Raw genomic sequence first — 20,247 nt, forward strand, 5'->3', positions numbered from 1 at the left:
CGATGGCGGTGTGTCAGACGACGCATATGTTGACTGACACACCGCCATCGCGAGCAGGCTCGCTCCCACAGGATTCGTTGCGCTGAAATTAACTCAAAATGATGGCATTCATCTACAGGACAGCGAACGTGCCTTGTGCTTTTGCGACGAGTTTGTCGCCTTGCCTCACGTCGGCTTCGACCACCAGCGTGCGGCGGCCCGGGTGGATCACCCGCGCCGTGCACATCACTTCACCGTCGGCGACGGCGCGGATGTAGTTGATCTTGCACTCGATGGTTGCGCTCTGCTGGTCAAAGCCATGGGTGCTGGAACACGCCAGCCCCATGGCAATGTCCACCAGACTGAACAAAGCGCCGCCGTGCAGTTTACCGCCGCGATTGCGCAGTTCTGGCTCAAGCGCCAGGGCGACTTGCGCTACCCCGGCTTCCAGACTGTGCAAGCGACACCCCAGCAGCTTGAAAAACGCGCTTTCGGTCAAGCCGGCCGGGATCTCCATCAACGTTTCTTCAACTGTTTGGCGTTGGCGAACAGCGAGGCCATGGCGTTGTTGGCCGGGGCCGCTGCCGTGGTTTCCTTGCGCGGTGCGCTGTTCTGGGATTGGCGTGCTGCCGAACCCGGACGCGCGCCACGAGCACCGTCGATCTTCTCGCCCGGGGTATCGCTCATGCGCATCGACAGGCCAACGCGTTTGCGCGGAATGTCGACTTCCATGACCTTCACCTTGACCACATCACCGGCCTTCACCGCTTCGCGTGGATCTTTGATGAACTTCTCCGACAGCGCGGAAATGTGTACCAAACCGTCCTGATGCACGCCGATGTCGACGAAGGCGCCGAAGTTGGTCACGTTGGTGACCACGCCTTCGAGGATCATCCCCAGCTGCAGGTCCTTGAGGTCTTCGACGCCTTCCTGGAACTCGGCGGTCTTGAATTCGGGACGCGGGTCGCGACCGGGTTTTTCCAGCTCTTGCAGGATGTCGGTGACCGTCGGCAGACCGAACGTTTCGTCGGTGTACTTCTTCGGATCGAGACGCTTGAGGAAGCTTGCGTCGCCAATCAGCGAGCGAATGTCACGGTCGGTTTCAGCGGCAATGCGCTGTACCAGCGGATAGGCTTCCGGGTGAACCGCGGACGAATCCAATGGGTTGTCACCGTTCATCACGCGCAGGAAGCCCGCAGCCTGCTCAAAGGTTTTTTCACCCAGACGCGCGACTTTCTTCAACGCCGCACGGGTTTTGAAGGCGCCGTGCTCGTCGCGGTGGCTGACGATGTTTTGCGCCAGGGTCGCGTTGAGGCCGGAAATACGTGCCAGCAGCGCCACGGAAGCGGTGTTGACGTCGACGCCCACGGCGTTTACGCAGTCCTCGACCACCGCGTCCAGGCCGCGTGCCAGTTTCAGCTGCGACACGTCGTGCTGGTACTGGCCGACGCCGATGGATTTCGGATCGATCTTCACCAGCTCAGCCAGCGGATCCTGCAAGCGACGGGCAATCGACACCGCGCCACGGATCGATACGTCGAGGTCCGGGAATTCCTTGGAGGCCAGTTCCGACGCCGAGTACACCGATGCGCCGGCCTCGGAGACCATGACTTTGGTCATCTTCATGGCTGGGTATTTTTTGATCAGCTCCGCGGCGAGCTTGTCGGTTTCACGGCTGGCAGTGCCGTTGCCGATGGCGATCAGGTCCACCGAATGCTTGGCGCACAGGGCAGCCAGAATCGCGATGGTCTGGTCCCACTTGTTGTGCGGTACGTGCGGGTAAACCGTGGCGTGATCCAGCAGCTTGCCGGTGGCATCGACCACGGCGACCTTGCAACCGGTGCGCAGGCCCGGGTCGAGGCCCAGGGTGGCACGCGGGCCGGCCGGAGCCGACAGCAGCAAGTCGTGCAGGTTGTGCGCGAACACGTTGATCGCTTCGGTTTCCGCTCCATCACGCAGTTCGCCCAGCAGGTCGGTTTCCAGGTGGGTGTAGAGCTTGACCTTCCAGGTCCAGCGCACCACTTCGCCCAGCCATTTGTCGGCGGCACGGTTCTGGTTCTGGATGCCGAATTGCTGGCCGATCATGCCTTCGCACGGGTGCATGGTGCCCGGCAGTTCATCGCCGGCTTTCAGCGCGGAACTCAGAATGCCTTCGTTGCGGCCACGGAAAATCGCCAGCGCGCGGTGCGATGGCATGCTTTTCAGCGGTTCGTCGTGTTCGAAGTAGTCGCGGAACTTGGCGCCTTCTTCTTCCTTGCCGGCGATCACGCGGGCACTGAGGGTGGCTTCCTGCTTGAGATAGTTGCGCAACTTGTCCAGCAGGCCAGCGTCTTCGGCGAAGCGCTCCATGAGGATGTATTTGGCGCCTTCAAGGGCGGCTTTCACATCGGCCACGCCTTTTTCGGCGTCGATGAAGCGCGCGGCTTCGGCTTCAGGGGTCAGGGTCGGGTCGTTGAACAGGCCGTCGGCCAGCTCGCCGAGGCCGGCTTCCAGGGCGATCTGGCCCTTGGTGCGGCGCTTCTGCTTGTACGGCAGGTACAAGTCTTCGAGACGGGTCTTGGTGTCGGCGAGTTTGATGTCGCGTTCGAGTTGCGGGGTCAGTTTGCCCTGCTCTTGAATGCTGGCAAGGATGCTGATCCGCCGTTCGTCGAGTTCTCGCAGGTAGCGCAGACGCTCTTCCAGATGGCGCAACTGGATGTCATCGAGGCTGCCGGTCACTTCTTTCCGGTAGCGGGCGATGAAGGGAACGGTAGAGCCTTCATCGAGTAGCGCGACGGCCGCTTCGACCTGTTGTGGGCGGACGCCGAGTTCCTCGGCGATGCGGCTGTTGATGCTGTCCATAAAACCACCTGACAAATTGTGAAAGCAGGCTCGCAGGCGCAGAGATAAAGGCTCGGCGAGTCTGGTTGAGCGGCCTGGCGTGCGCCGCTACCTGAGCCAACAGGCTTCCCGTTGACCCGTGAAATCGAACAATTACTGCCAGCGCCATGAAAAAAAAGCGGCTGCTTACAGTAACGATCAGACGTTGCCTGACACAAAAGGCCGCGCATTATAACCAGCGTTCTGTCCATTCGGGGGCATCGCTGGTTGTAGGCACAATGCCCGGTTTTCTGGCGGTGAAGGAAAAATCTGCTAACAATGCACACGGTGCGTATAACGGCAGCTACGCCATAATGCGCGCCGAGATCAAAGGAGCATCCAATGAGCAGCACTGCAAACATTGCTGAAGGCGAAAAAATTCTTATTGTTGACGACGATCCTGGGCTGAGCAGCCTGCTGGAACGCTTTTTCGTCAGCAAGGGCTACCGTGCCCGCGCCGTACCGAACACTGAACAAATGGACCGCCTGCTGGCGCGTGAAGTGTTCAACCTGGTCGTTCTCGACCTGATGCTGCCCGGCGAAGACGGCCTGACCGCTTGCCGCCGCCTGCGCACGGCAAACAATCAGATTCCGATCATCATGCTGACCGCCAAGGGCGATGAGCTTAGCCGCATCAAGGGCCTGGAACTGGGCGCCGACGATTACCTGGCCAAGCCGTTCAACCCGGACGAGCTGATGGCTCGGGTCAAAGCGGTTCTGCGGCGTCAGGCGGCACCGGTGCCGGGCGCACCGGGCAGCGAAGACGAAAGCGTGACCTTCGGTGACTACGAACTGTCCCTGGCCACTCGCGAACTCAAGCGCGGCGACGAAGTGCATATGCTCACCACCGGTGAGTTTGCGGTGCTCAAGGCGTTGGTCATGAACGCGCGTCAGCCACTGACCCGCGACAAACTGATGAACCTGGCCCGTGGCCGCGAGTGGGATGCCCTGGAGCGTTCCATCGACGTGCAGATTTCCCGTCTGCGCAGGATGATCGAGCCCGATCCGTCCAAACCACGCTACATCCAGACCGTCTGGGGCGTGGGTTACGTGTTCGTTCCGGATGGCGCCGCCACGAAGTGATTGGTGATTTGTAGGAGCGGGTCTTGCGGATGGCTCAGATGACCTTTCCCGCAGACTCGCGATCCGCAATATGCGAGCATCGCTCGCTCCTGCAAGTGTGTAGCGGTTACCCATGAAAACCCCTGTTTGGTTCCCCCAGAGCTTCTTCTCCCGCACCCTGTGGCTGGTGCTGATCGTCGTCCTGTTCTCCAAGGCGCTGACCCTGGTTTATCTGTTGATGAACGAAGATGTGCTGGTGGATCGCCAATACAGCCACGGCGTCGCCCTGACGCTGCGCGCCTATTGGGCCGCCGATGAAGAAAACCGCACGAAGATCGCCGATGCTGCGACCCTGATCCGGGTGGTGGGTGCCGGTGTGCCGGAAGGCGAACAGCACTGGCCCTACAGCGAGATCTACCAGCGACAGATGCAGGCTGAACTGGGTGCCGACACCGAAGTGCGATTACGCATGCACTCACCGCCGGCGCTGTGGGTCCGGGCGCCCAGCCTGGGCGATGGCTGGCTGAAAGTGCCGCTATACCCGCATCCATTGCGCGGCCAGAAAATCTGGAACGTGCTCGGCTGGTTCCTCGCCATTGGTTTGTTGTCCACCGCCTCGGCGTGGATTTTCGTCAGCCAGCTCAATCAACCCTTGAAGCGTCTGGTCTATGCCGCACGGCAACTCGGTCAGGGTCGCAGTGTGCGCCTGCCGATCAGCGACACTCCGAGCGAAATGACCGAGGTTTACCGCGCATTCAACCAGATGGCCGAGGATGTCGAACAGGCCGGGCGCGAACGCGAGCTGATGCTGGCCGGGGTATCCCACGACCTGCGCACGCCGCTGACCCGTTTGCGGCTGTCTCTGGAACTGATGGGCGATCACAGTGACCTGACCGACGATATGGTGCGCGACATCGAGGACATGGATGCGATTCTCGACCAGTTCCTGGCGTTCATTCGTGACGGACGTGACGAGTCGGTGGAAGAAGTGGATCTGAGCGAGTTGGTTCGCGAAGTCGCTGCGCCGTACAACCAGAATGAAGAGAAAGTGCACTTGCGCCTGGAACCGATTCAGCCGTTCCCGTTGCGTCGGGTGTCGATGAAGCGGTTGCTGAACAACCTGATCGGCAATGCTCTGCATCATGCCGGCAGCGGCGTCGAAGTGGCGGCCTATGTGTCCGGGGACACCAGTGCGCCGTATGTGGTGCTGAGCGTCATGGACCGTGGCGTGGGGATCGATCCGTCGGAGCTGGAGGCGATCTTCAACCCGTTCACCCGTGGTGACCGGGCTCGGGGCGGGAAGGGGACCGGGTTGGGGTTGGCGATCGTGAAGCGGATCGCTTCGATGCACGGCGGGAATGTGGAGCTGCGCAACCGCTCCGGCGGTGGGTTGGAAGCGCGGGTGCGGTTGCCGCTTGGGTTGATGTTGCCGCGGGATGCGGTTTAACGGCTGAAAAGATCGCAGCCTCGCTTCGCTCGACAGCTCCTACAGGTAAATGCGATCCCCCGTAGGAGCTGTCGAGCGAAGCGAGGCTGCGATCTTTTCAGGCTCAACCCTTACCTTTAGTCCGCGTCATATTCGGCCCGCCATTCTTCTCCAGATGCTCAATGATGATCCCCGCCACATTCTTCCCGGTGGTGGTTTCTATCCCTTCAAGCCCCGGCGACGAGTTCACTTCCATCACCAGCGGGCCATGATTGGAGCGCAGGATATCCACCCCCGCCACCGCCAGCCCCATGACCTTCGCCGCACGCAACGCGGTCATGCGTTCTTCCGGCGTGATCTTGATCAGGCTCGCACTGCCACCGCGATGCAGGTTGGAGCGAAACTCCCCCGGCTTGGCCTGGCGCTTCATCGCCGCGATCACCTTGTCGCCGACCACGAAGCAACGAATGTCCGCGCCGCCGGCTTCCTTGATGTATTCCTGAACCATGATGTTCTGCTTCAGGCCCATGAACGCCTCAATCACCGACTCCGCCGCCGTGGCCGTTTCACACAGCACCACACCGATGCCTTGGGTGCCTTCCAGCACCTTGATCACCAGCGGCGCGCCGTTGACCATCTCGATCAAGTCGGGAATGTCATCCGGCGAGTGGGCAAAGCCGGTGACCGGCAAACCGATTCCCCGGCGCGACAGCAATTGCAGCGAACGGAGTTTGTCTCGCGAACGGGCGATGGCTACCGATTCGTTGAGTGGAAACACGCCCATCATTTCGAACTGGCGCAGCACCGCGCAGCCATAAAACGTTACCGATGCGCCGATCCGCGGGATCACTGCATCGAAACCCTCCAGCGGTTTGCCACGGTAGTGGATCTGCGGCTTGTGGCTGGCAATGTTCATGTAGGCGCGCAGGGTGTCGATCACCACCATTTCATGGCCACGCTCCATACCGGCTTCGACCAGACGACGGGTGGAATACAGACGCGGGTTCCGCGACAGCACAGCGATCTTCATGCAACACCTGTGGAGAAGGTAGATACCGGGAACACCGGCTTGTCTTGTACATATTTAATGCCCGGATTGACCACCAACTGGCCGTCGATCAGGGCTTTGGAACCGAGTAACAGGCGATAACGCATGGACTTGCGGCAGGCGAGGGTGAACTCGACCCGCCAGACCCGATCACCGAGGGCCAGGGTGGTGCTGACCACATAGCGCATCTGCGCGTGGCCATTGGAGCTTTTAATGGTTTTCCTCGTTACCAGCGGGGCTTCGCAACGCCGGTGCCGCAGTTGCACTACGGTGCCCAGGTGCGCGGTAAAGCGCACCCACTGTTCCCCATCGCGCTCGAACGGCTCGATGTCGGTGGCGTGCAGGCTGGAGGTGCTGGCGCCGGTGTCGATTTTTGCCCGAAGGCCCGCGACTCCCAAATCCGGGAGCGCCACCCACTCGCGCAGACCGATAACGGTCAAATGGTCAAATGTCTTCAAAAGTGCTCAACCGGCAAAAACCGCTCAGACCGCGTGCGGCCGAATTCGCGGTATTCACGCAGAATAATGGGTAAAAGGCGACAGATATCTACTGCCCGAATTTCCATCCCTCAATGTGCGGGGGAATGCCTGCATTCTAATCCACAGCGTGATGATTCATGGCACGACAGAAACGGTAGTACAGTTCATCGATATTTCAGAATGAGGTCATCCGATGGCACAAAAAAGCGAAGAGGACGACAAGGTCCGTCTCGATAAATGGTTGTGGGCCGCGCGTTTTTATAAAACACGTGCCTTGGCCAAGGCTGCGATTGAGAGCGGCAAGGTGCATTGCCGGGGCGAGCGCTGCAAGCCGGGCAAGGAGCCGAGGGTCGGCGACGAGTTTCAGATTCGCACCGGCTTCGAGGAGCGCACGGTGGTGGTCCAGGCGCTGTCGATCGTGCGTCGTGGCGCGCCGGAGGCTCAGGCTCTCTATGCTGAAACCGAGGCCAGCATTGCCAAACGTGAAGCGGCTGCGGCCATGCGCAAGGCCGGGGCGTTGGGCGTGAGCACCGATGGCAAACCGAGCAAGAAGCAGCGTCGGGATCTGTTCAAGTTTCGCGGTAACAGCAACGACGAGTAGTGATCGCCGTCGGGCGCAGACTTGCAATCGCGCACCTGTGCAGCCATATGGGTGTACTCGACAACGGCAAAGTGAAAACGCCGTTCGTCGAAAACCGAGGTTTGACCTTGCTTGGAACAACCCCGGATTGTTCATAAAATGCCCTTACGGCTGAACTTTTCCCGCCCAAAAATGCGGAAATGACGCGATTTTCATTTTTTTGTCACCACTTCAGATACCCAGACCTATGACCAATCTATCGGATAACGACTACACCCAACGCTTCATCTTCGATGACAGCGACACCCGCGGCGAGCTGGTTGGGTTGGAGCGTAGCTATGCCGAAGTCCTCGCCAAACACGCCTATCCAGAGCCGGTCGCGCAACTGCTGGGCGAGCTGATGGCGGCGGCAGCGTTGCTGGTTGGCACCTTGAAGTTCGATGGCTTGCTGATTCTTCAGGCCCGTTCCGAAGGCCCGGTGCCGCTGCTGATGATCGAGTGCTCCAGCGAGCGTGAAATCCGTGGCCTGGCTCGTTACGAAGCCGACCAGATTGCCCCGGATGCGACCCTCGCCGACCTGATGCCCAATGGCGTGCTGGCGCTGACCGTCGACCCGACTCAGGGCCAGCGCTACCAAGGCATCGTCGACCTCGACGGCGAAACTCTCTCGGAGTGCTTCACTAACTACTTCGTCATGTCTCAGCAGGTCGGCACGCGCTTCTGGCTATACGCCGATGGCCGTCGTGCCCGTGGCCTGTTGCTGCAGCAATTGCCTGCCGACCGTCTGAAAGACGAAGAAGAACGCGCCGCCAGCTGGCAGCACATCACCGCCCTGGCCAGCACGCTGACGGCCGATGAATTGCTGAGCCTAGACAACGAAACCGTGCTCCATCGCCTCTATCATGAAGAACAGGTGCGTCTGTTTGACGTGCAGAACCTACGTTTCCATTGCAGCTGCTCTCGGGAACGCTCGGGCAATGCGTTGGTCAGTTTGGGTCTGGATGATGCCCAGGCACTCGTTATCGAACACGGTGGCGCCGTGGAGATCGATTGCCAGTTTTGCAACGAACGTTACCTGTTCGACGCGGCCGATATCACCCAATTGTTTGCTGGTGCAGGGGTCGATACGCCGTCAGATACCCGTCACTAAAACGTTTCAGTACAGGTAAATTCACTGCTTAACGCCGGAATAACGCCGTTCTGACCGGAGGGCCCTACACTTTTTGGGCTTTTCTGGCATAATCCGGCCCACTTTTTTCGCGGTAGTAGTGCACGACTTTCTACTACAAAACGTTTGGAGCACTCGGCCACTGGCCGACGGGGAACCTCATGACGCAAGCCAATAACGCCGTGTACACCGATCTGAGTGTTGATGATCTGGTTAAAGAAGCCCTGAGTCGCGGTGAAGGCGAGCTTGCCGATACCGGCGCGCTGGTTGTTCGCACCGGTCACCGTACCGGCCGTTCGCCAGTCGATCGTTTCATCGTTGAAGAGCCGACCACCCAGGACGCCATCGCCTGGGGCCCGATCAACCGCAAGTTCCCGGCCGACAAGTTCGATGCCCTGTGGGCTCGCGTCGAGGCCTTCAACAACGCGCAAGAGCATTTCGTTTCCCACGTGCACGTAGGTGCTGCCGAAGAGCACTACCTGGCCGTGAAGATGACCACCCAGACTGCCTGGCAGAACCTGTTCGGTCGTTGCCTGTTCATCAACCCAGCCCAGTACAACCCGGCTGGCCGTGACGAGTGGCAGGTCCTCAACGTTGCCAACTTCGAGTGCGTGCCAGAGCGTGACGGCACCAACTCCGACGGTTGCGTGATCATCAACTTCGCACAGAAGAAAGTGCTGATCGCCGGCATGCGCTACGCCGGTGAAATGAAGAAAGCCATGTTCTCGGTGCAGAACTTCCTGCTGCCGGCCGCCGACGTGCTGCCAATGCACTGCGCTGCCAACATCGGTGAAGCGGGCGACGTGACCCTGTTCTTCGGTTTGTCCGGCACCGGCAAGACCACCCTGTCTGCCGATGAAAGCCGTTACCTGATCGGTGACGACGAGCACGGCTGGGGCGAAGGTGTGGTGTTCAACATCGAAGGCGGTTGCTATGCCAAGTGCATCGACCTGTCCGAGAAGAACGAGCCGGTCATCTGGAAAGCCATCAAGCACGGCGCAGTCCTGGAAAACGTTGTGCTGGACGACGCCAAGAAGGCTGACTACGCCGACGGCAGCCTGACCCAGAACAGCCGCGCAGCCTACCCGCTGGAGCACGTCGAGAAGCGTTCCGAGAAGAACCTCGGTGGCGAGCCAAACGCTGTGATCTTCCTGACCTGCGACCTGACCGGCGTCCTGCCGCCAGTCTCGATCCTCAGCGAAGAACAAGCGGCCTACCACTTCCTGTCCGGCTACACCGCACTGGTGGGCTCGACCGAAATGGGTTCCGGCAGCGGCATCAAGTCGACCTTCTCCACCTGCTTCGGCGCACCATTCTTCCCGCGTCCGGCTGGCGAATACGCAGAGCTGCTGATCAAGCGCATCCGCGGCTTCGGCTCCAAAGTCTACCTGGTCAACACCGGCTGGACCGGCGGTGGCTACGGCGTCGGCAAACGCTTCAACATCCCGACCACTCGCGGCGTCATCGCAGCGATCCAGAGCGGCGCGTTGATCGGTGCTGAAACCGAACACCTCGACACCATCAACCTGGACGTTCCGTTGGTTGTGCCGGGCGTTGAGACTGGCCTGTTGAACCCACGTAATACCTGGGCTGACAAGGCTGCTTATGATGAGGCTGCTAAAGCGTTGGCTGGGTTGTTTGTTGAGAACTTCAAGAAGTTCGATGTGAGCGACGCGATCAAGGCTGCTGGGCCGAAGTTGTAAGAATCGGTAGTGGTTTGAGGTAAGAGAAAGCCGCCCTTTGGGGCGGCTTTTTTTGTGGGCGCGATTCAGTTCTCTACGAGACAGAACTGGCAATATTCCCGCAGTAAACACGCTAAACAGCCAGAATAATGCCACTTCTGCTGTCTTGAACCACTAGGTCTCTTCCACTTCCCGCGTGTCCCACCGTTGCTTCTTGACTGCTTTATAGAGCATGCCGACGGTCAGCGGGACTTTGTCGCCACGACCCTTCGCCCTGCGCTTGAGAAACACATCAAACCCTTCCGGCTGAAAGTAGCGATAAGCGTCGTAGTCCACGAAGTCGATCCCAAACTGTTCTTCCAGCGCTTCCATCAAATGCCGCGCATCAGCACCGTCACAGCCCAGGTCAAAGTTGATCGAGGTGGTGAGGCTGATGGTTTTGCGTTCGGGCAGGCCGAGTTCTTCATGCAGCAGCTGCATGAGCAGGTGCATGGCGTGATCGTCTGGGAAATTGGGGGCGAGGTTCATGGTGCTGTCCGTGGAGTGCATGCGATGGGGGATGATTGCATGGACTTGAGCGTGACGGCATTCGAATGGCTCAGCTGTTTCAGCCCCGTTACAACTTTGGGAAGGTTCCTACGTTACGTCCTACATCTTCGTTTTTTTGCATTTGTTAGCGTAAGAGCCTTTGCATCAGGGCGATCTCATGGAGGAGCGCCCTTAGCCGAAGGGAAAATGGATGTTCGACTCGACCCACCACACTCGTTTCACCCTGACCGTTCACGACTTTGATCACAGCCTTCAGGTGCTCGCTTTTTCTGGCGACGAAGAGATCAGCACGCCCTATGCCATCGATATATCGCTGGTCAGCGAACGCCCGGATCTGAACCTTCAAAGCCTGATGCATAAACAGGCATTTCTGGCGTTTGACCAGCAGGGCAATGGCCTTAATGGGCAGATTTACCGCGTTTTAAAGGGTGAGATCGGTAAACGGTTGACGCGTTATTCGATAACGCTCGTTCCGCAGCTCGCCTATTTGCGTCACCGCACCAATCAGCGAATGTTTCAGCAGCAAACTGTGCCGCAGATCATTTCGCAGATTCTGGCGGAGCATGGCATCCAGGGCGATGCCTTTGAGATCCGGTTGAATGCGGTTTACCCACCGCGTGAATACTGCGTCCAGTACGACGAAACTGACCTGCATTTCATCCAGCGTCTGTGTCAGGAGGAGGGGCTTCACTACCACTTCAGGCACTCATACATCGGCCACGTGTTGGTGCTGGGTGATGACCAGACGGTGTTTCCCAAGCTTTCGCGACCCACCGCTTACAAACCCGACAACGGCATGGTCGCCGAAGATCCGGTGATCAAACAATTTGATCAGCGACTGGAGACGCGCCCCAGCGGTGTCACTCGCCGTGACTACGATTTCAAGCGGGCGCACATTGTGTTGGAGTCCGATTACCAACCCTTCACGGAAGAGGTTCATCCGGACCTGGAAGACTACGGCTACCCGGGGCGATTCACCCAACGAGAGCACGGTAAACAGCTGAGTCGACGAGCACTTGAGTGTCATCGCGCTGATTACTTTCAAGCCGAGGGCAACAGCGATCAGCCAATGTTGGTGACTGGACACTTTCTGCAACTGCTCGACCATCCGGAGCAGGAGTGCAACGACCTGTGGTTACTGACTCACGTTCACCATGAAGCCAAGCAGCCCCAAGTACTGGAAGAAAACATCACCAGCGATACCAGCGGGCGGGTGGAGGGTTTTGTTCAGGGGTATCGGAACACCTTTGTCGCCACCCCATGGGATGTGTTCTACCGCTCGCGGAAGAACTATAAAAAATCGCGAATACCGGGCAGTCAGACGGCGCTGGTCACCGGCCCGGAAGGCGAAGAGATTTACTGCGACGGGTACGGTCGAGTCAAAGTGAAATTTTTCTGGGATCGGGAAGGGCAGGCCGACGACAAAAGCAGTTGCTGGATTCGCGTGTCCTCCAACTGGGCTGGTGACAGCCACGGCGGTGTGACTATTCCGAGGGTCGGGATGGAAGTGCTGGTCACCTTTCTGGACGGCGATCCTGACCGACCATTGATCAGTGGTTGTGTGCCCAACAGCACCAACCCGGTGCCTTATGAATTGCCGGCGAACAAAACCCGTAGCGTGTTTCGCTCGCGTAGTTCGCCGGGCAGCACGGGGTATAACGAACTGCACCTCGAAGACCGGACCGGCCAGGAACTGATTTACCTGCGCGCCCAGCGCGACATGGAGCAGAGGGTCGAGAACGACAGCCGGCTGGAAGTAGGCAACGAGCGCCGGGAAACCATCAAGGGCAACAGCATCGCTGTGCTGGAAGCCGAAGAGCACCGAACCATCACCGCGGATCGCAAGGTTCAGCTCAAGGCCAATGACTATCTGCAGGTTGCCAATAGCAGTCACACCCAGGTCGGTGAGGCGTTGGTGGTTGCCGCTGGCCAGCATATCCATCTGAGCGCCGCTCACGTGGTGCTGAGTGCCAGGGACAGCCTCACTCTGGAAGCCGGTGACCAGCACATCGTGATTGGCGCTGCCGGGATTTACAGCAGCAGCGAGATGCAACCGGGCGGGGCTCCTGTTGCGGGAATCGTTGCCACGCCGTTGATGCCCGGGATGCTTGAGGCATTGTTGGAGCCGTCTGTGTTGCCGCCTCTGATCGCGCCTTCCCAGCACGCACTCGTGGCGGCCAGTAAAGCCTCGGGTACAGATTTGTGCCCACTTTGCGAGGCCTGCAGGGATGGCGTTTGCCTGACGTCAGGGAGAGCGACATGACTCACACACAGCCGCGTCAATGGATGGCGGAGCAGTTCGGTCTTGGTCGTTCGTTGTGCCTGATCCTCGACTCGCAAGACGAGCGAGAGATGCGTCAGGCCTTGCTGAAAACCAGCCCGTTTGATTATTACCAGCGCGTTTACAGCGAAACCACGGTCGCCGAATTGGCCGATGTCGGCCCGTTCATGTTCCTCGTCGACAACCTTCGCGATGCAAGCATCAATGATCTGCTCAATGTTCCGGAGCGCAACTGGGGCTGGCTGGCGAGTATTCGTAAAGGAGAGTTGCCCGTGTTGGTCCGGCATTGGCGTGATCGCCTGCTGACCGGTATGCGGCCTCATCAGGCCATTTATCGTTTTCACGACAATCGCGTTTTGAGTCGTGCGATCGAGCACTTGCCGGAGGAGGCCTATCCCGAGTATCTGGGGCCCGCTGTCAGTGTGTGTTACTGGCAGGGGCAGCGCTGGGCCGTGGTCAACAATCCGGCACCGGCTCCATACCCTGTGCCTGACGATCCATTGTGGCTGCATGTTCCCCTCCCCGAATCCCAGTTGATGGACATTCTTCAAGCCAATGCTCATCGCTATCTGCTCGCGGAGCACACTCAGGCCTACGCGCATCTTGCCGAGCATCATGACCCGCAGATGTGGCTGGGCACGCAGTTGGCCTTGGCCCGTGCGTGGGGCTGGCTGACGCCTGAACAGTTGGAGTTTTTGCTGATTCAGAGCTTGAAAGCGCCGGGTGATTCACTGGCGACGCAGTGGCCGGTGATGACCGGTGAAAGCCCGATGGAGCACTTTGAACGGGTTTGTCAGGCCATGAAGTTTTGGCAGAAAGAGGGGCCATTGTGAGGGACATTTTTCTCCTGACAGTGCTGGGTTGTGGTTTCGGGATGACGGCGGGCTGCGCGATTGGCAAGTCGGATACGTTTACCTTTACTGCCGACTTGCCTCCCGGCTTTGCGTACCAGGCCATTGCGGTTTACGAACCTGCCAAAGGTGAGACATGCACGGTGCCGGGGGGTAGAGGCACCGAAGTCGGCTTCAACAGAAAGTGGCGTGAAACTTATCAGCCCGACTCTGAAATTTTGTTTTACCGAACGGTCAGTGGCTGTCCGTTGGTGGTGACTCGGATCAAGTTGGAGATCAATTCCGTCTATGGCACAGCTCGACGAGATGTTGGAGTTGATACGGCAGGCATCGTTATTAGAGAGGAGCTGGAGGATCAATATAAACGGACCTTCAATGAGCGTGGTGAAAGCATCTTCTACGGGCAATGCCAATGGCTGTTTCGGACGATGGGGCCGAAGCGACGCATAGTAAAACTTCTCGATTGCAAAAAGACGGATGCAGCGGGCGAGCTGGATCGCGGGCGTCCGTTTTCGGCGTACACCCTTGATCAGCTGCCGGGTCGAACTGTGAAGATGAAGGTCAGTTTGGTGAATGAGGAGCTGCCTTACTACGACGGTTGGTGGCTAAGAACCCCGGAAGGCTGGCGTCCATGCACTGGTCGATGGGGAACACAGAACGAAGAGTTCTGTGTGATACCTCCCCGATTTACAGATTTCATGATGCCTGATGGTCGGAAATGCACGGTCTACCCCGCCTGCACAGAATAAGGAGAGGTTCGAATGGCCACACTGGATAAACAGTTTGAATCACCGCTAGGTAATCATATGCTTGCATGCCCAGCGCAAGGGCAATGGTCCAGTTTTCAGCTCGTGAACGAGATGGGCGATGGCGAGCCTTATGCTGGGTTGGCTTACGAAGTGATTGACTCGGAGGGTCAAAGTTACAGAGGTCATCTAGACGTCACGGGTGTCGGTAAAGTTAGCAACCACTTCGCGGGCCCAATCGCTCTAACCTTCGATGATGAGCATGACCGTAGTGTTGAAGTTTATGCGCGCTTAATGGGCAGGCGTTCTTATGGGCTCCCCATATCTGAACTTCAAGTAAGAGCGGAACAAACTCGCTACCGAAACAAGGACGGTTCTCGTACTGACAAAAATCCAGCCCAAGCCTGTGCCGCTGCTTACTATCAGGTAGAAGTACGGCATCTGGTTAAGCACGTCGCACACTTACCTCCCGAGGTCGAACGCCATTATCCGCCCAGCCAGGGCGCTTCGAGGATCATGGGTAGGCATGGCCGACGAGGTGTCGCACTTTTACCGCAGCAACATACCGTTCTGGAAGTTCGACCGCTGCGAGCATTGCGTCCGATGCTGTCCACCCGTTCCGAATTTTGCGCGTTGAACCTCTATCAACTCGCCCTTATGGCGACCTTGAGCTATTGCCCCTTTGGCCAAAAACCTGACAAACCCCCAGTGGAAAAAGGTGGTTTGAGCTTTCCATTGCAGCCAAGCATGGGTAACTGGTTTGGCGACGCCTTGGCCAAGTTCGATGAAATATGGAAGGTCGACCCTGGGCAAAACAGTCGCCATTACCCGCTGTATGAAGATGTGCCGTATTCGAAACGGTTGGAAATCGCGCCGTTCGATCCTGAACTCTATAAAGCGAACGATCCTGAGCTGGATGAGAATCAGGAAACTCCAGCCAGTATTCACTTCCTCGACGATTCGAAGGACAAGGCCGGTGCCACCAATACTCAAGCCTTCATCACTCACAACGATGAATTAATCCTGATCTCGGTGCGCGGCACCTATGAACTTATGGCTGATGGACTTCGGGACGCCGATGCTTTTCAAGTCCCGTTTGCTGAAGGCGAAGGCCAGGTGCATCGAGGCTTCTACGAGGCGGCAAAAAAAGCTCATGCCTTCGTAACGCGGTATCTCGACAAATTCTACGCTGGCCAAAAGCTGATCATTTGCGGCCATAGCCTTGGGGGTGCAGTAACGCTTTTGCTCTCCGAATTACTGCGCCGAGAACAGGATTTCAATTACAACATCCAGCTCTACACCTACGGCGCCCCCCGCGCCGGTGACGCCAGTTTCATAAAAGGCGCAGCATCCTTGGTGCATTACCGCATCGTCAACCACAACGACCCGGTGCCGAGCGTGCCCGGCACCTGGATGAACACCAAGGCGGGTGTGTTCACCTCAGGCCTGGCTTTAACCTTCGTCAACGTGCCGGCGGGCCTTTCTGTCTTCGTTGCAGGTATTACGAATCTGAAGGGTGAACCCTATGGGCACCATGGCAAGTTGTTCCACTTCATGCCGGTGGAGTTTTCGAGGAAGGAGCGATCCTCGATTTTGTGGGAGCCTGGTTGTGACACCATCACCCAGCACGCGGCCTGCGAGGTGATGCTGCAGCAAAAAAATGGCCTTCCCGAGCGGCCTGCGCTGCTGTCGCAAATTCTGAGTGCGAAAAATCACTTGATGACGGGTAGCTACATTCCTTGTTGCTGGGCCACGCTTCGCCGGTGGCAAGAATCGCAAGCGTCCAGGCGGTCCCTGGTTACCGAGCGGGAGTTTGCATTAATCGACGGTGCGCTGGTGCGAGTGACCGGGCAGGCGCGTGAAAAGGCGAGTGAGCTGGATCGCCAAACCCTCAAATATCGCGATACTCATCAGCACACGACGGGAGCGTTGATGCTTGAGATCGACAAGATCGCAATGACCCGCGCGCGTCTGGACACCCTTCGCTACAGGTTGGTGACCGAAAAGGACATCTACGGCTCAGTTGCCGACCAGCCCGAGGCCCTCGCAGAAAATCTGCTTCGCTGGAACGCCCACCCAGAAAACAACGAGGCCGAACAACTGGCCCGTGTTCCCAAATCCGACGCAGAACATGAGCTGCTGTCTGCCATCCATGGCCACTCGATTGGCACGCCTTACACGCTGGATATCGACTCGTTCATTTGAGGCAACAATTTTCTCTATTACAGGCAAGCTAGCTCATACAAGGGAGCGGCTTGCCTGTTAGTGCGTGGCGTCAGGTCAGGTTGGGGCTTTCCAATTCATCATGCGTTGTTGGGCGACTTGCAGCAGGTCACAGCCGTCCTGGGTTAACAGGAAGAGCGCGTGGGTGATGTGGGGAATGTCTTCGACGTCGCCGTGTTTGAAGCAAACGCAGTGCAGGGTTTTGAGGAGATCACTGGAGGCTCGGATTCGCTGGAGGGCGGCTTCGAGGATGTCTTGGGGGTTGGCCTCTGTGTCGATGATCAGGGGCGGGGAATCGGTGAGATTGGTGTTGAGAGGGATGTAGCGAATATTTGTAAGCGGATTCCATTTATTCATAGTGAGAATTCTCAAGTGCATCGGGAGAAACCGCCGACATCGTGACCAAGCGATGGGAGGCGGACTGTGTTCGGGTTGGTCAAACCGGTGAGAACTCACTTTGCCGGTACGCCCGAAGGCGTCCCGAACACAGCCACCATATAGCGTGCAGCACTTGAGGTGCCGCAGCATACAACGGAAGCGAAATGAGTTCTCTATTCGGGTGACCAAGCCCGAGTCTCTGATTTGGCAGTGACGGTCACGACTATAGGTGTGAGTCATCGGGCAACGATAGACGACAAGGAGTCCCCGCTTGTAGGAACGGGATGAGCCTTGGTTAGGCCGTTTCTATAGGATTTTTCGCGACGAAATTTCTCGCGCTTTTCCGCCATCCCGCGCCCATCACGTCAACAAATATGCCGATACGCCGCAACATCCAGCACGCTAGTCGTCAGCCCAGTCGCCGGCGTATAGATCGTGCCTTTCACCGCCGAGAAGTTGACCCCTTGGCTGCCCAGCGAAACATAGCGTTCGCCTTGATCCAGCTCGGTGAAGTAGGTGTAAGAGTATTTGTGCATCAGCCGGTACTTCGCTTCGTCGCCGACCATGGCTTTGCCGAGGTTCTCCAGATCGGCATGGGTCAGGTTCAACGGCTTGTCCAGTTGCACGCCCCAGCGTCGGAGGCAGACTTCGGCGAAGTGGCGGACGATCCGGCCCGGTTCAGCCAGGGTTTTCGGGCCGTTGACGCCGTCGGGGGAGGCATTGCCAGCCATGGTGGCGTGGCGGCCTGCCATGGGGTAAATGTGGGTTTTGGTGCCGGTGGCGGTTTGCGGAATAACGCAGCTGAAACCTTTCGAGCGTTCGTCTCGGGCATAGAAACCTACATACTCTTTGACGTTGGCGCCGAGTTTGACCTTGTCATCCTGAAAGTTGCCAATACCAGGAACCGGGTCAATGGCAAAGATATTAACCGGGATGTTTTTAAGTTCACTGTCCTTGAACATGGCGTTGGCCAGCATGTGGCAACTAATGCCGCCGCGGCTCCAGCCGACCAGGTTTACTTGGGTGGGAATAACACCGTCCTTGCGGAAGGTTTTGATGATCTGTTCTTGCAACGCCTGCTGGGTCACGCTGCGATCGCCATAGTTGTATTTGCGCCAGAACCACGAGCCTTCAACTTTAACGTCTTCGATGGGGATGCCGGCCGCTTTGAGGCGGTTGTATTCTGCTTCGGTCAGTTGCTCGCGCTGCCAGCTGCACTGGCCTTTGATGATGTTGATCGCATGCTGGACGTTTTGCTCCCAGCCTTTGCCGAACAGTGTGCCGCTGAGGCCGTACTCCTTGGTCTTGGTAAAGAGATCGTCGGCTTGCAGGTTACCGCTGCCGGGGCCGTCGACCACGATCCATTCGGCGAACTCACGGCCAAGATGGTGGGAGGCGAGTGTCGACACCAGTTCGCCGTCCCAGAAGTTGGCGTTGCTATTGTCAAATTTGGTGGAACCGGTGCCGCAAAAGAAAATAGTTAATACAGTCATTTGTGTTGCTCTTGTTTAATGTAAGAGCTGGCACATTAGTTTGTGTTGTTCGAGGCGTGAAGTGATTGGTTGTTGCTGTTTTTGTGTGAGGTGTCATGGGTTGCTGTTTTTGTCTGGCGACTTTATTAGTTGTTTGGCGGTTTCAAGAAGTTCGCAGCCGTCTTGGGTTAATAAGTAAAGCGCATTGATGATATTGGGAATATCTTTCACGTCTGCCTGTTTGAAGCACAGGCAATAGAGCGTTTCGAGCAGGTCGCTGGCGGCGCGGATGCGTTGCAGGGAGGCGTCGAGAATCTCGTGAGGATTGGCTTCGGTGTCGACGACCAACACGGGGGTATCGCTGTAGCTGGTTTTGAGCGGGCGATAGCGGTCTGTTAACGATTGGAACGTGTTCATCGAGGTCAGTCCTGTGGGAAGTCGTGCAGTCTCGCTGGCAGGCCGGCACAGTGTTTTCAGCCGCGTCGGAAACTATAGAGGGCCGTGGCGAGGTGTCGCAAGGTGACGCAAATGGACAGGTTTTGTAGGGGGTTTATTGGCGTTGTCGCCCTTTGCCTACGCATACCGTAACTATTTTTTAAGCTTTTCCCTTAGAGGTCGATATTCCTACGGGATTGTCAGGCCCGACGCACTAAACCGCTGTAGGGTGCGCGCCAGAATTTGTAGGACGTTTCGAAACGTCTGAGTCGACTCTTAAAGGGAATTAGGTATGCGATGGCTACGTATGGCCTCGATTTTATTGTTGTGGGCCGGTGTTTGTCGGATAGCGGGCGCTGCTGATGTCGGTCATTCGCTCGTCCTCGCGAACATGGAGCGAACCGGTTGGCCGGATGCACTGACCACCCAAGCGGACATCGACACCGCCTCTCGCGCCGAGGTGTTGATGGTGGGCAAGGCGCTGCTGGCCAGCGAAGCGCTGGATGAACAGGGTCTGAAACAGCGACTGGGTGTGCAGGCTGTGAAGCTCAAGTCGGTCAGGCAAGTGCGGGAGGGGTTGTGGGATCGGTTGCTGGTCACCTACCGCAGCGCCAGTCAGAACTGTGACGGTGAACCCTTTTGCCCCCGTGTGCGAAGTATCGCGGATTTGCGTCAGTTGGCGGCGGCGTTCACGGGTGAAATCAGCCCGGCTTATGCGGTTTGGGCGAGCAGGAGCCAGGTGTTTCATGAGCAGGCGCTGGATGAGCAGTTGCGGGTGGCGGTGTTGAGGCCCTGATTTTTTATTGATGTTTTTTTGGTGATATTGCTGGCCTCTTCGCGAGCAAGCCCGCTCCCACAGTTGACCGCATTCGTACTTAGGAACTCGGTCTAATGTGGGAGCGGGCTTGCTCGCGAAAGCGATCTGCCAGCCACCCCATTCCCTACGCTGTGCAGTCTCCCCGATCTATCCGCTGTATCATCCCGTATCGTTTTTGCCCCCGACCTTTTCTCGACTCGCTGCGTTCGCCG

The 20,247-nt window shown here is 57.9% G+C and carries 18 protein-coding genes; 10 read left to right on the plus strand and 8 right to left on the minus strand.

Translation table 11 applies throughout. The annotated features are described in order from the left end of the window. Positions 1-112: 112 nt before the first annotated feature. Together BK662_RS32905 and BK662_RS32910 are read right to left on the minus strand one after the other, a co-directional pair. Positions 113-496 (minus strand): PaaI family thioesterase, encoded by a 384-nt coding sequence (locus BK662_RS32905; RefSeq protein ID WP_123361047.1) that lies wholly within the window; start codon positions 494-496, stop codon positions 113-115. Continuing rightward, positions 496-2,820 carry a Tex family protein gene (locus BK662_RS32910; RefSeq protein WP_123361048.1) on the minus strand — a complete coding sequence of 775 codons (2,325 nt, stop codon included), beginning with the start codon at positions 2,818-2,820 and terminating at the stop codon, positions 496-498. Before BK662_RS32910 ends, BK662_RS32905 begins: the two co-directional genes overlap by 1 nt. A gap of 360 nt (positions 2,821-3,180) precedes the next feature. On the opposite strand from BK662_RS32910, the gene ompR reads away from it, so the two are divergent. Both ompR and BK662_RS32920 read left to right on the plus strand, forming a co-directional pair. Further along, positions 3,181-3,921, plus strand: coding sequence for an osmolarity response regulator transcription factor OmpR (gene ompR / locus BK662_RS32915; protein ID WP_007903084.1), 741 nt, complete (start codon positions 3,181-3,183; stop codon positions 3,919-3,921). Between the two features lie 112 nt (positions 3,922-4,033). Next, the gene (locus BK662_RS32920) at positions 4,034-5,347 is read left to right on the plus strand and encodes an ATP-binding protein (protein ID WP_123361049.1); all 1,314 of its coding nucleotides are present in this window, start codon (positions 4,034-4,036) and stop codon (positions 5,345-5,347) included. Between the two features lie 103 nt (positions 5,348-5,450). Here BK662_RS32920 and rimK read toward each other — a convergent pair whose 3' ends face one another. Beyond that, positions 5,451-6,356 carry a 30S ribosomal protein S6--L-glutamate ligase gene (gene rimK / locus BK662_RS32925; protein ID WP_008005189.1) on the minus strand — a complete coding sequence of 302 codons (906 nt, stop codon included), beginning with the start codon at positions 6,354-6,356 and terminating at the stop codon, positions 5,451-5,453. Next, positions 6,353-6,832 (minus strand): retropepsin-like aspartic endopeptidase RimB, encoded by a 480-nt coding sequence (gene rimB / locus BK662_RS32930; RefSeq protein ID WP_007903080.1) that lies wholly within the window; start codon positions 6,830-6,832, stop codon positions 6,353-6,355. The genes rimK and rimB overlap by 4 nt, the downstream gene beginning before the upstream one ends. 214 nt (positions 6,833-7,046) lie before the next feature. Here rimB and BK662_RS32935 point away from each other — a divergent pair, with 214 nt between their 5' ends. From BK662_RS32935 to BK662_RS32950, 3 genes are all read left to right on the plus strand, one after another. Then, the gene (locus BK662_RS32935) at positions 7,047-7,454 is read left to right on the plus strand and encodes an Hsp15 family ribosome-associated heat shock protein (protein ID WP_007903079.1); all 408 of its coding nucleotides are present in this window, start codon (positions 7,047-7,049) and stop codon (positions 7,452-7,454) included. A gap of 226 nt (positions 7,455-7,680) precedes the next feature. After that, the gene (gene hslO, locus BK662_RS32940; protein WP_038978495.1) at positions 7,681-8,583 is read left to right on the plus strand and encodes an Hsp33 family molecular chaperone HslO; all 903 of its coding nucleotides are present in this window, start codon (positions 7,681-7,683) and stop codon (positions 8,581-8,583) included. Between the two features lie 179 nt (positions 8,584-8,762). After that, positions 8,763-10,304: a phosphoenolpyruvate carboxykinase gene (locus tag BK662_RS32950; RefSeq protein ID WP_123361050.1), complete on the plus strand. Its 1,542-nt coding sequence runs from the start codon at positions 8,763-8,765 to the stop codon at positions 10,302-10,304. A gap of 153 nt (positions 10,305-10,457) precedes the next feature. On the opposite strand, the gene BK662_RS32955 is transcribed toward BK662_RS32950, so the two are convergent. Beyond that, positions 10,458-10,811, minus strand: a complete 354-nt coding sequence (locus BK662_RS32955; protein WP_123361051.1) for a DUF1493 family protein — start codon at positions 10,809-10,811, stop codon at positions 10,458-10,460. Between the two features lie 211 nt (positions 10,812-11,022). On the opposite strand from BK662_RS32955, the gene BK662_RS32960 reads away from it, so the two are divergent. Genes BK662_RS32960 through BK662_RS32975 form a run of 4 tightly spaced genes read left to right on the plus strand, consistent with a single transcriptional unit; the run spans position 11,023 to position 16,915 of the window. After that, the gene (locus BK662_RS32960; protein ID WP_123361052.1) at positions 11,023-13,095 is read left to right on the plus strand and encodes a type VI secretion system Vgr family protein; all 2,073 of its coding nucleotides are present in this window, start codon (positions 11,023-11,025) and stop codon (positions 13,093-13,095) included. Further along, positions 13,092-13,946: a DUF4123 domain-containing protein gene (locus BK662_RS32965; protein WP_123361053.1), complete on the plus strand. Its 855-nt coding sequence runs from the start codon at positions 13,092-13,094 to the stop codon at positions 13,944-13,946. The genes BK662_RS32960 and BK662_RS32965 overlap by 4 nt, the downstream gene beginning before the upstream one ends. Further along, positions 13,943-14,713 carry a hypothetical protein gene (locus BK662_RS32970; protein ID WP_311196296.1) on the plus strand — a complete coding sequence of 257 codons (771 nt, stop codon included), beginning with the start codon at positions 13,943-13,945 and terminating at the stop codon, positions 14,711-14,713. Before BK662_RS32965 ends, BK662_RS32970 begins: the two co-directional genes overlap by 4 nt. 12 nt (positions 14,714-14,725) lie before the next feature. Then, positions 14,726-16,915 (plus strand): Tle2 family T6SS lipase effector, encoded by a 2,190-nt coding sequence (locus BK662_RS32975; RefSeq protein WP_123361054.1) that lies wholly within the window; start codon positions 14,726-14,728, stop codon positions 16,913-16,915. A gap of 75 nt (positions 16,916-16,990) precedes the next feature. Here the strand turns inward: BK662_RS32975 and BK662_RS32980 are convergent, their stop codons facing one another. The 3 genes from BK662_RS32980 to BK662_RS32990 all read right to left on the minus strand — a co-directional run bounded on the left by BK662_RS32980 (position 16,991) and on the right by BK662_RS32990 (position 19,200). After that, on the minus strand, positions 16,991-17,290 hold the full coding sequence (locus tag BK662_RS32980) for a hypothetical protein (RefSeq protein ID WP_123361055.1): 300 nt from the start codon (positions 17,288-17,290) through the stop codon (positions 16,991-16,993). A gap of 386 nt (positions 17,291-17,676) precedes the next feature. Then, a complete protein-coding gene (locus tag BK662_RS32985) occupies positions 17,677-18,804 on the minus strand; it encodes a hypothetical protein (RefSeq protein ID WP_123361056.1) in 1,128 nt (375 codons plus the stop codon). Positions 18,805-18,897: 93 nt separating this feature from the next. After that, the gene (locus tag BK662_RS32990; RefSeq protein ID WP_123361057.1) at positions 18,898-19,200 is read right to left on the minus strand and encodes a hypothetical protein; all 303 of its coding nucleotides are present in this window, start codon (positions 19,198-19,200) and stop codon (positions 18,898-18,900) included. Positions 19,201-19,510: 310 nt separating this feature from the next. Between BK662_RS32990 and BK662_RS32995 the strand changes: the two genes are divergently transcribed. Beyond that, complete coding sequence (locus tag BK662_RS32995; RefSeq protein WP_123361058.1) at positions 19,511-20,014, plus strand: polysaccharide deacetylase; 504 nt, start codon at positions 19,511-19,513, stop codon at positions 20,012-20,014. The last annotated feature ends 233 nt before the right edge of the window (positions 20,015-20,247 follow it).

This window comes from Pseudomonas frederiksbergensis (genome assembly GCF_003732275.1).
Classification (GTDB): Bacteria; Pseudomonadota; Gammaproteobacteria; order Pseudomonadales; family Pseudomonadaceae; genus Aquipseudomonas; species Aquipseudomonas frederiksbergensis_H.

Excerpts from the sequence above, each read along its gene's own strand:
- rimK (WP_008005189.1), bottom strand. The coding sequence starts at position 6,356 with ATGAAGATCGCTGTGCTGTCGCGGAACCCGCGTCTGTATTCCACCCGT.
- BK662_RS32995 (WP_123361058.1), top strand. The coding sequence starts at position 19,511 with ATGCGATGGCTACGTATGGCCTCGATTTTATTGTTGTGGGCCGGTGTT.
- BK662_RS32990 (WP_123361057.1), bottom strand. The coding sequence starts at position 19,200 with ATGAACACGTTCCAATCGTTAACAGACCGCTATCGCCCGCTCAAAACC.
- BK662_RS32960 (WP_123361052.1), top strand. The coding sequence starts at position 11,023 with ATGTTCGACTCGACCCACCACACTCGTTTCACCCTGACCGTTCACGAC.
- BK662_RS32910 (WP_123361048.1), bottom strand. The coding sequence starts at position 2,820 with ATGGACAGCATCAACAGCCGCATCGCCGAGGAACTCGGCGTCCGCCCA.
- BK662_RS32905 (WP_123361047.1), bottom strand. The coding sequence starts at position 496 with ATGGAGATCCCGGCCGGCTTGACCGAAAGCGCGTTTTTCAAGCTGCTG.
- BK662_RS32950 (WP_123361050.1), top strand. The coding sequence starts at position 8,763 with ATGACGCAAGCCAATAACGCCGTGTACACCGATCTGAGTGTTGATGAT.
- BK662_RS32935 (WP_007903079.1), top strand. The coding sequence starts at position 7,047 with ATGGCACAAAAAAGCGAAGAGGACGACAAGGTCCGTCTCGATAAATGG.
- BK662_RS32980 (WP_123361055.1), bottom strand. The coding sequence starts at position 17,290 with ATGAATAAATGGAATCCGCTTACAAATATTCGCTACATCCCTCTCAAC.
- BK662_RS32920 (WP_123361049.1), top strand. The coding sequence starts at position 4,034 with ATGAAAACCCCTGTTTGGTTCCCCCAGAGCTTCTTCTCCCGCACCCTG.
- hslO (WP_038978495.1), top strand. The coding sequence starts at position 7,681 with ATGACCAATCTATCGGATAACGACTACACCCAACGCTTCATCTTCGAT.
- BK662_RS32965 (WP_123361053.1), top strand. The coding sequence starts at position 13,092 with ATGACTCACACACAGCCGCGTCAATGGATGGCGGAGCAGTTCGGTCTT.
- BK662_RS32985 (WP_123361056.1), bottom strand. The coding sequence starts at position 18,804 with ATGACTGTATTAACTATTTTCTTTTGCGGCACCGGTTCCACCAAATTT.
- BK662_RS32975 (WP_123361054.1), top strand. The coding sequence starts at position 14,726 with ATGGCCACACTGGATAAACAGTTTGAATCACCGCTAGGTAATCATATG.
- ompR (WP_007903084.1), top strand. The coding sequence starts at position 3,181 with ATGAGCAGCACTGCAAACATTGCTGAAGGCGAAAAAATTCTTATTGTT.
- BK662_RS32955 (WP_123361051.1), bottom strand. The coding sequence starts at position 10,811 with ATGAACCTCGCCCCCAATTTCCCAGACGATCACGCCATGCACCTGCTC.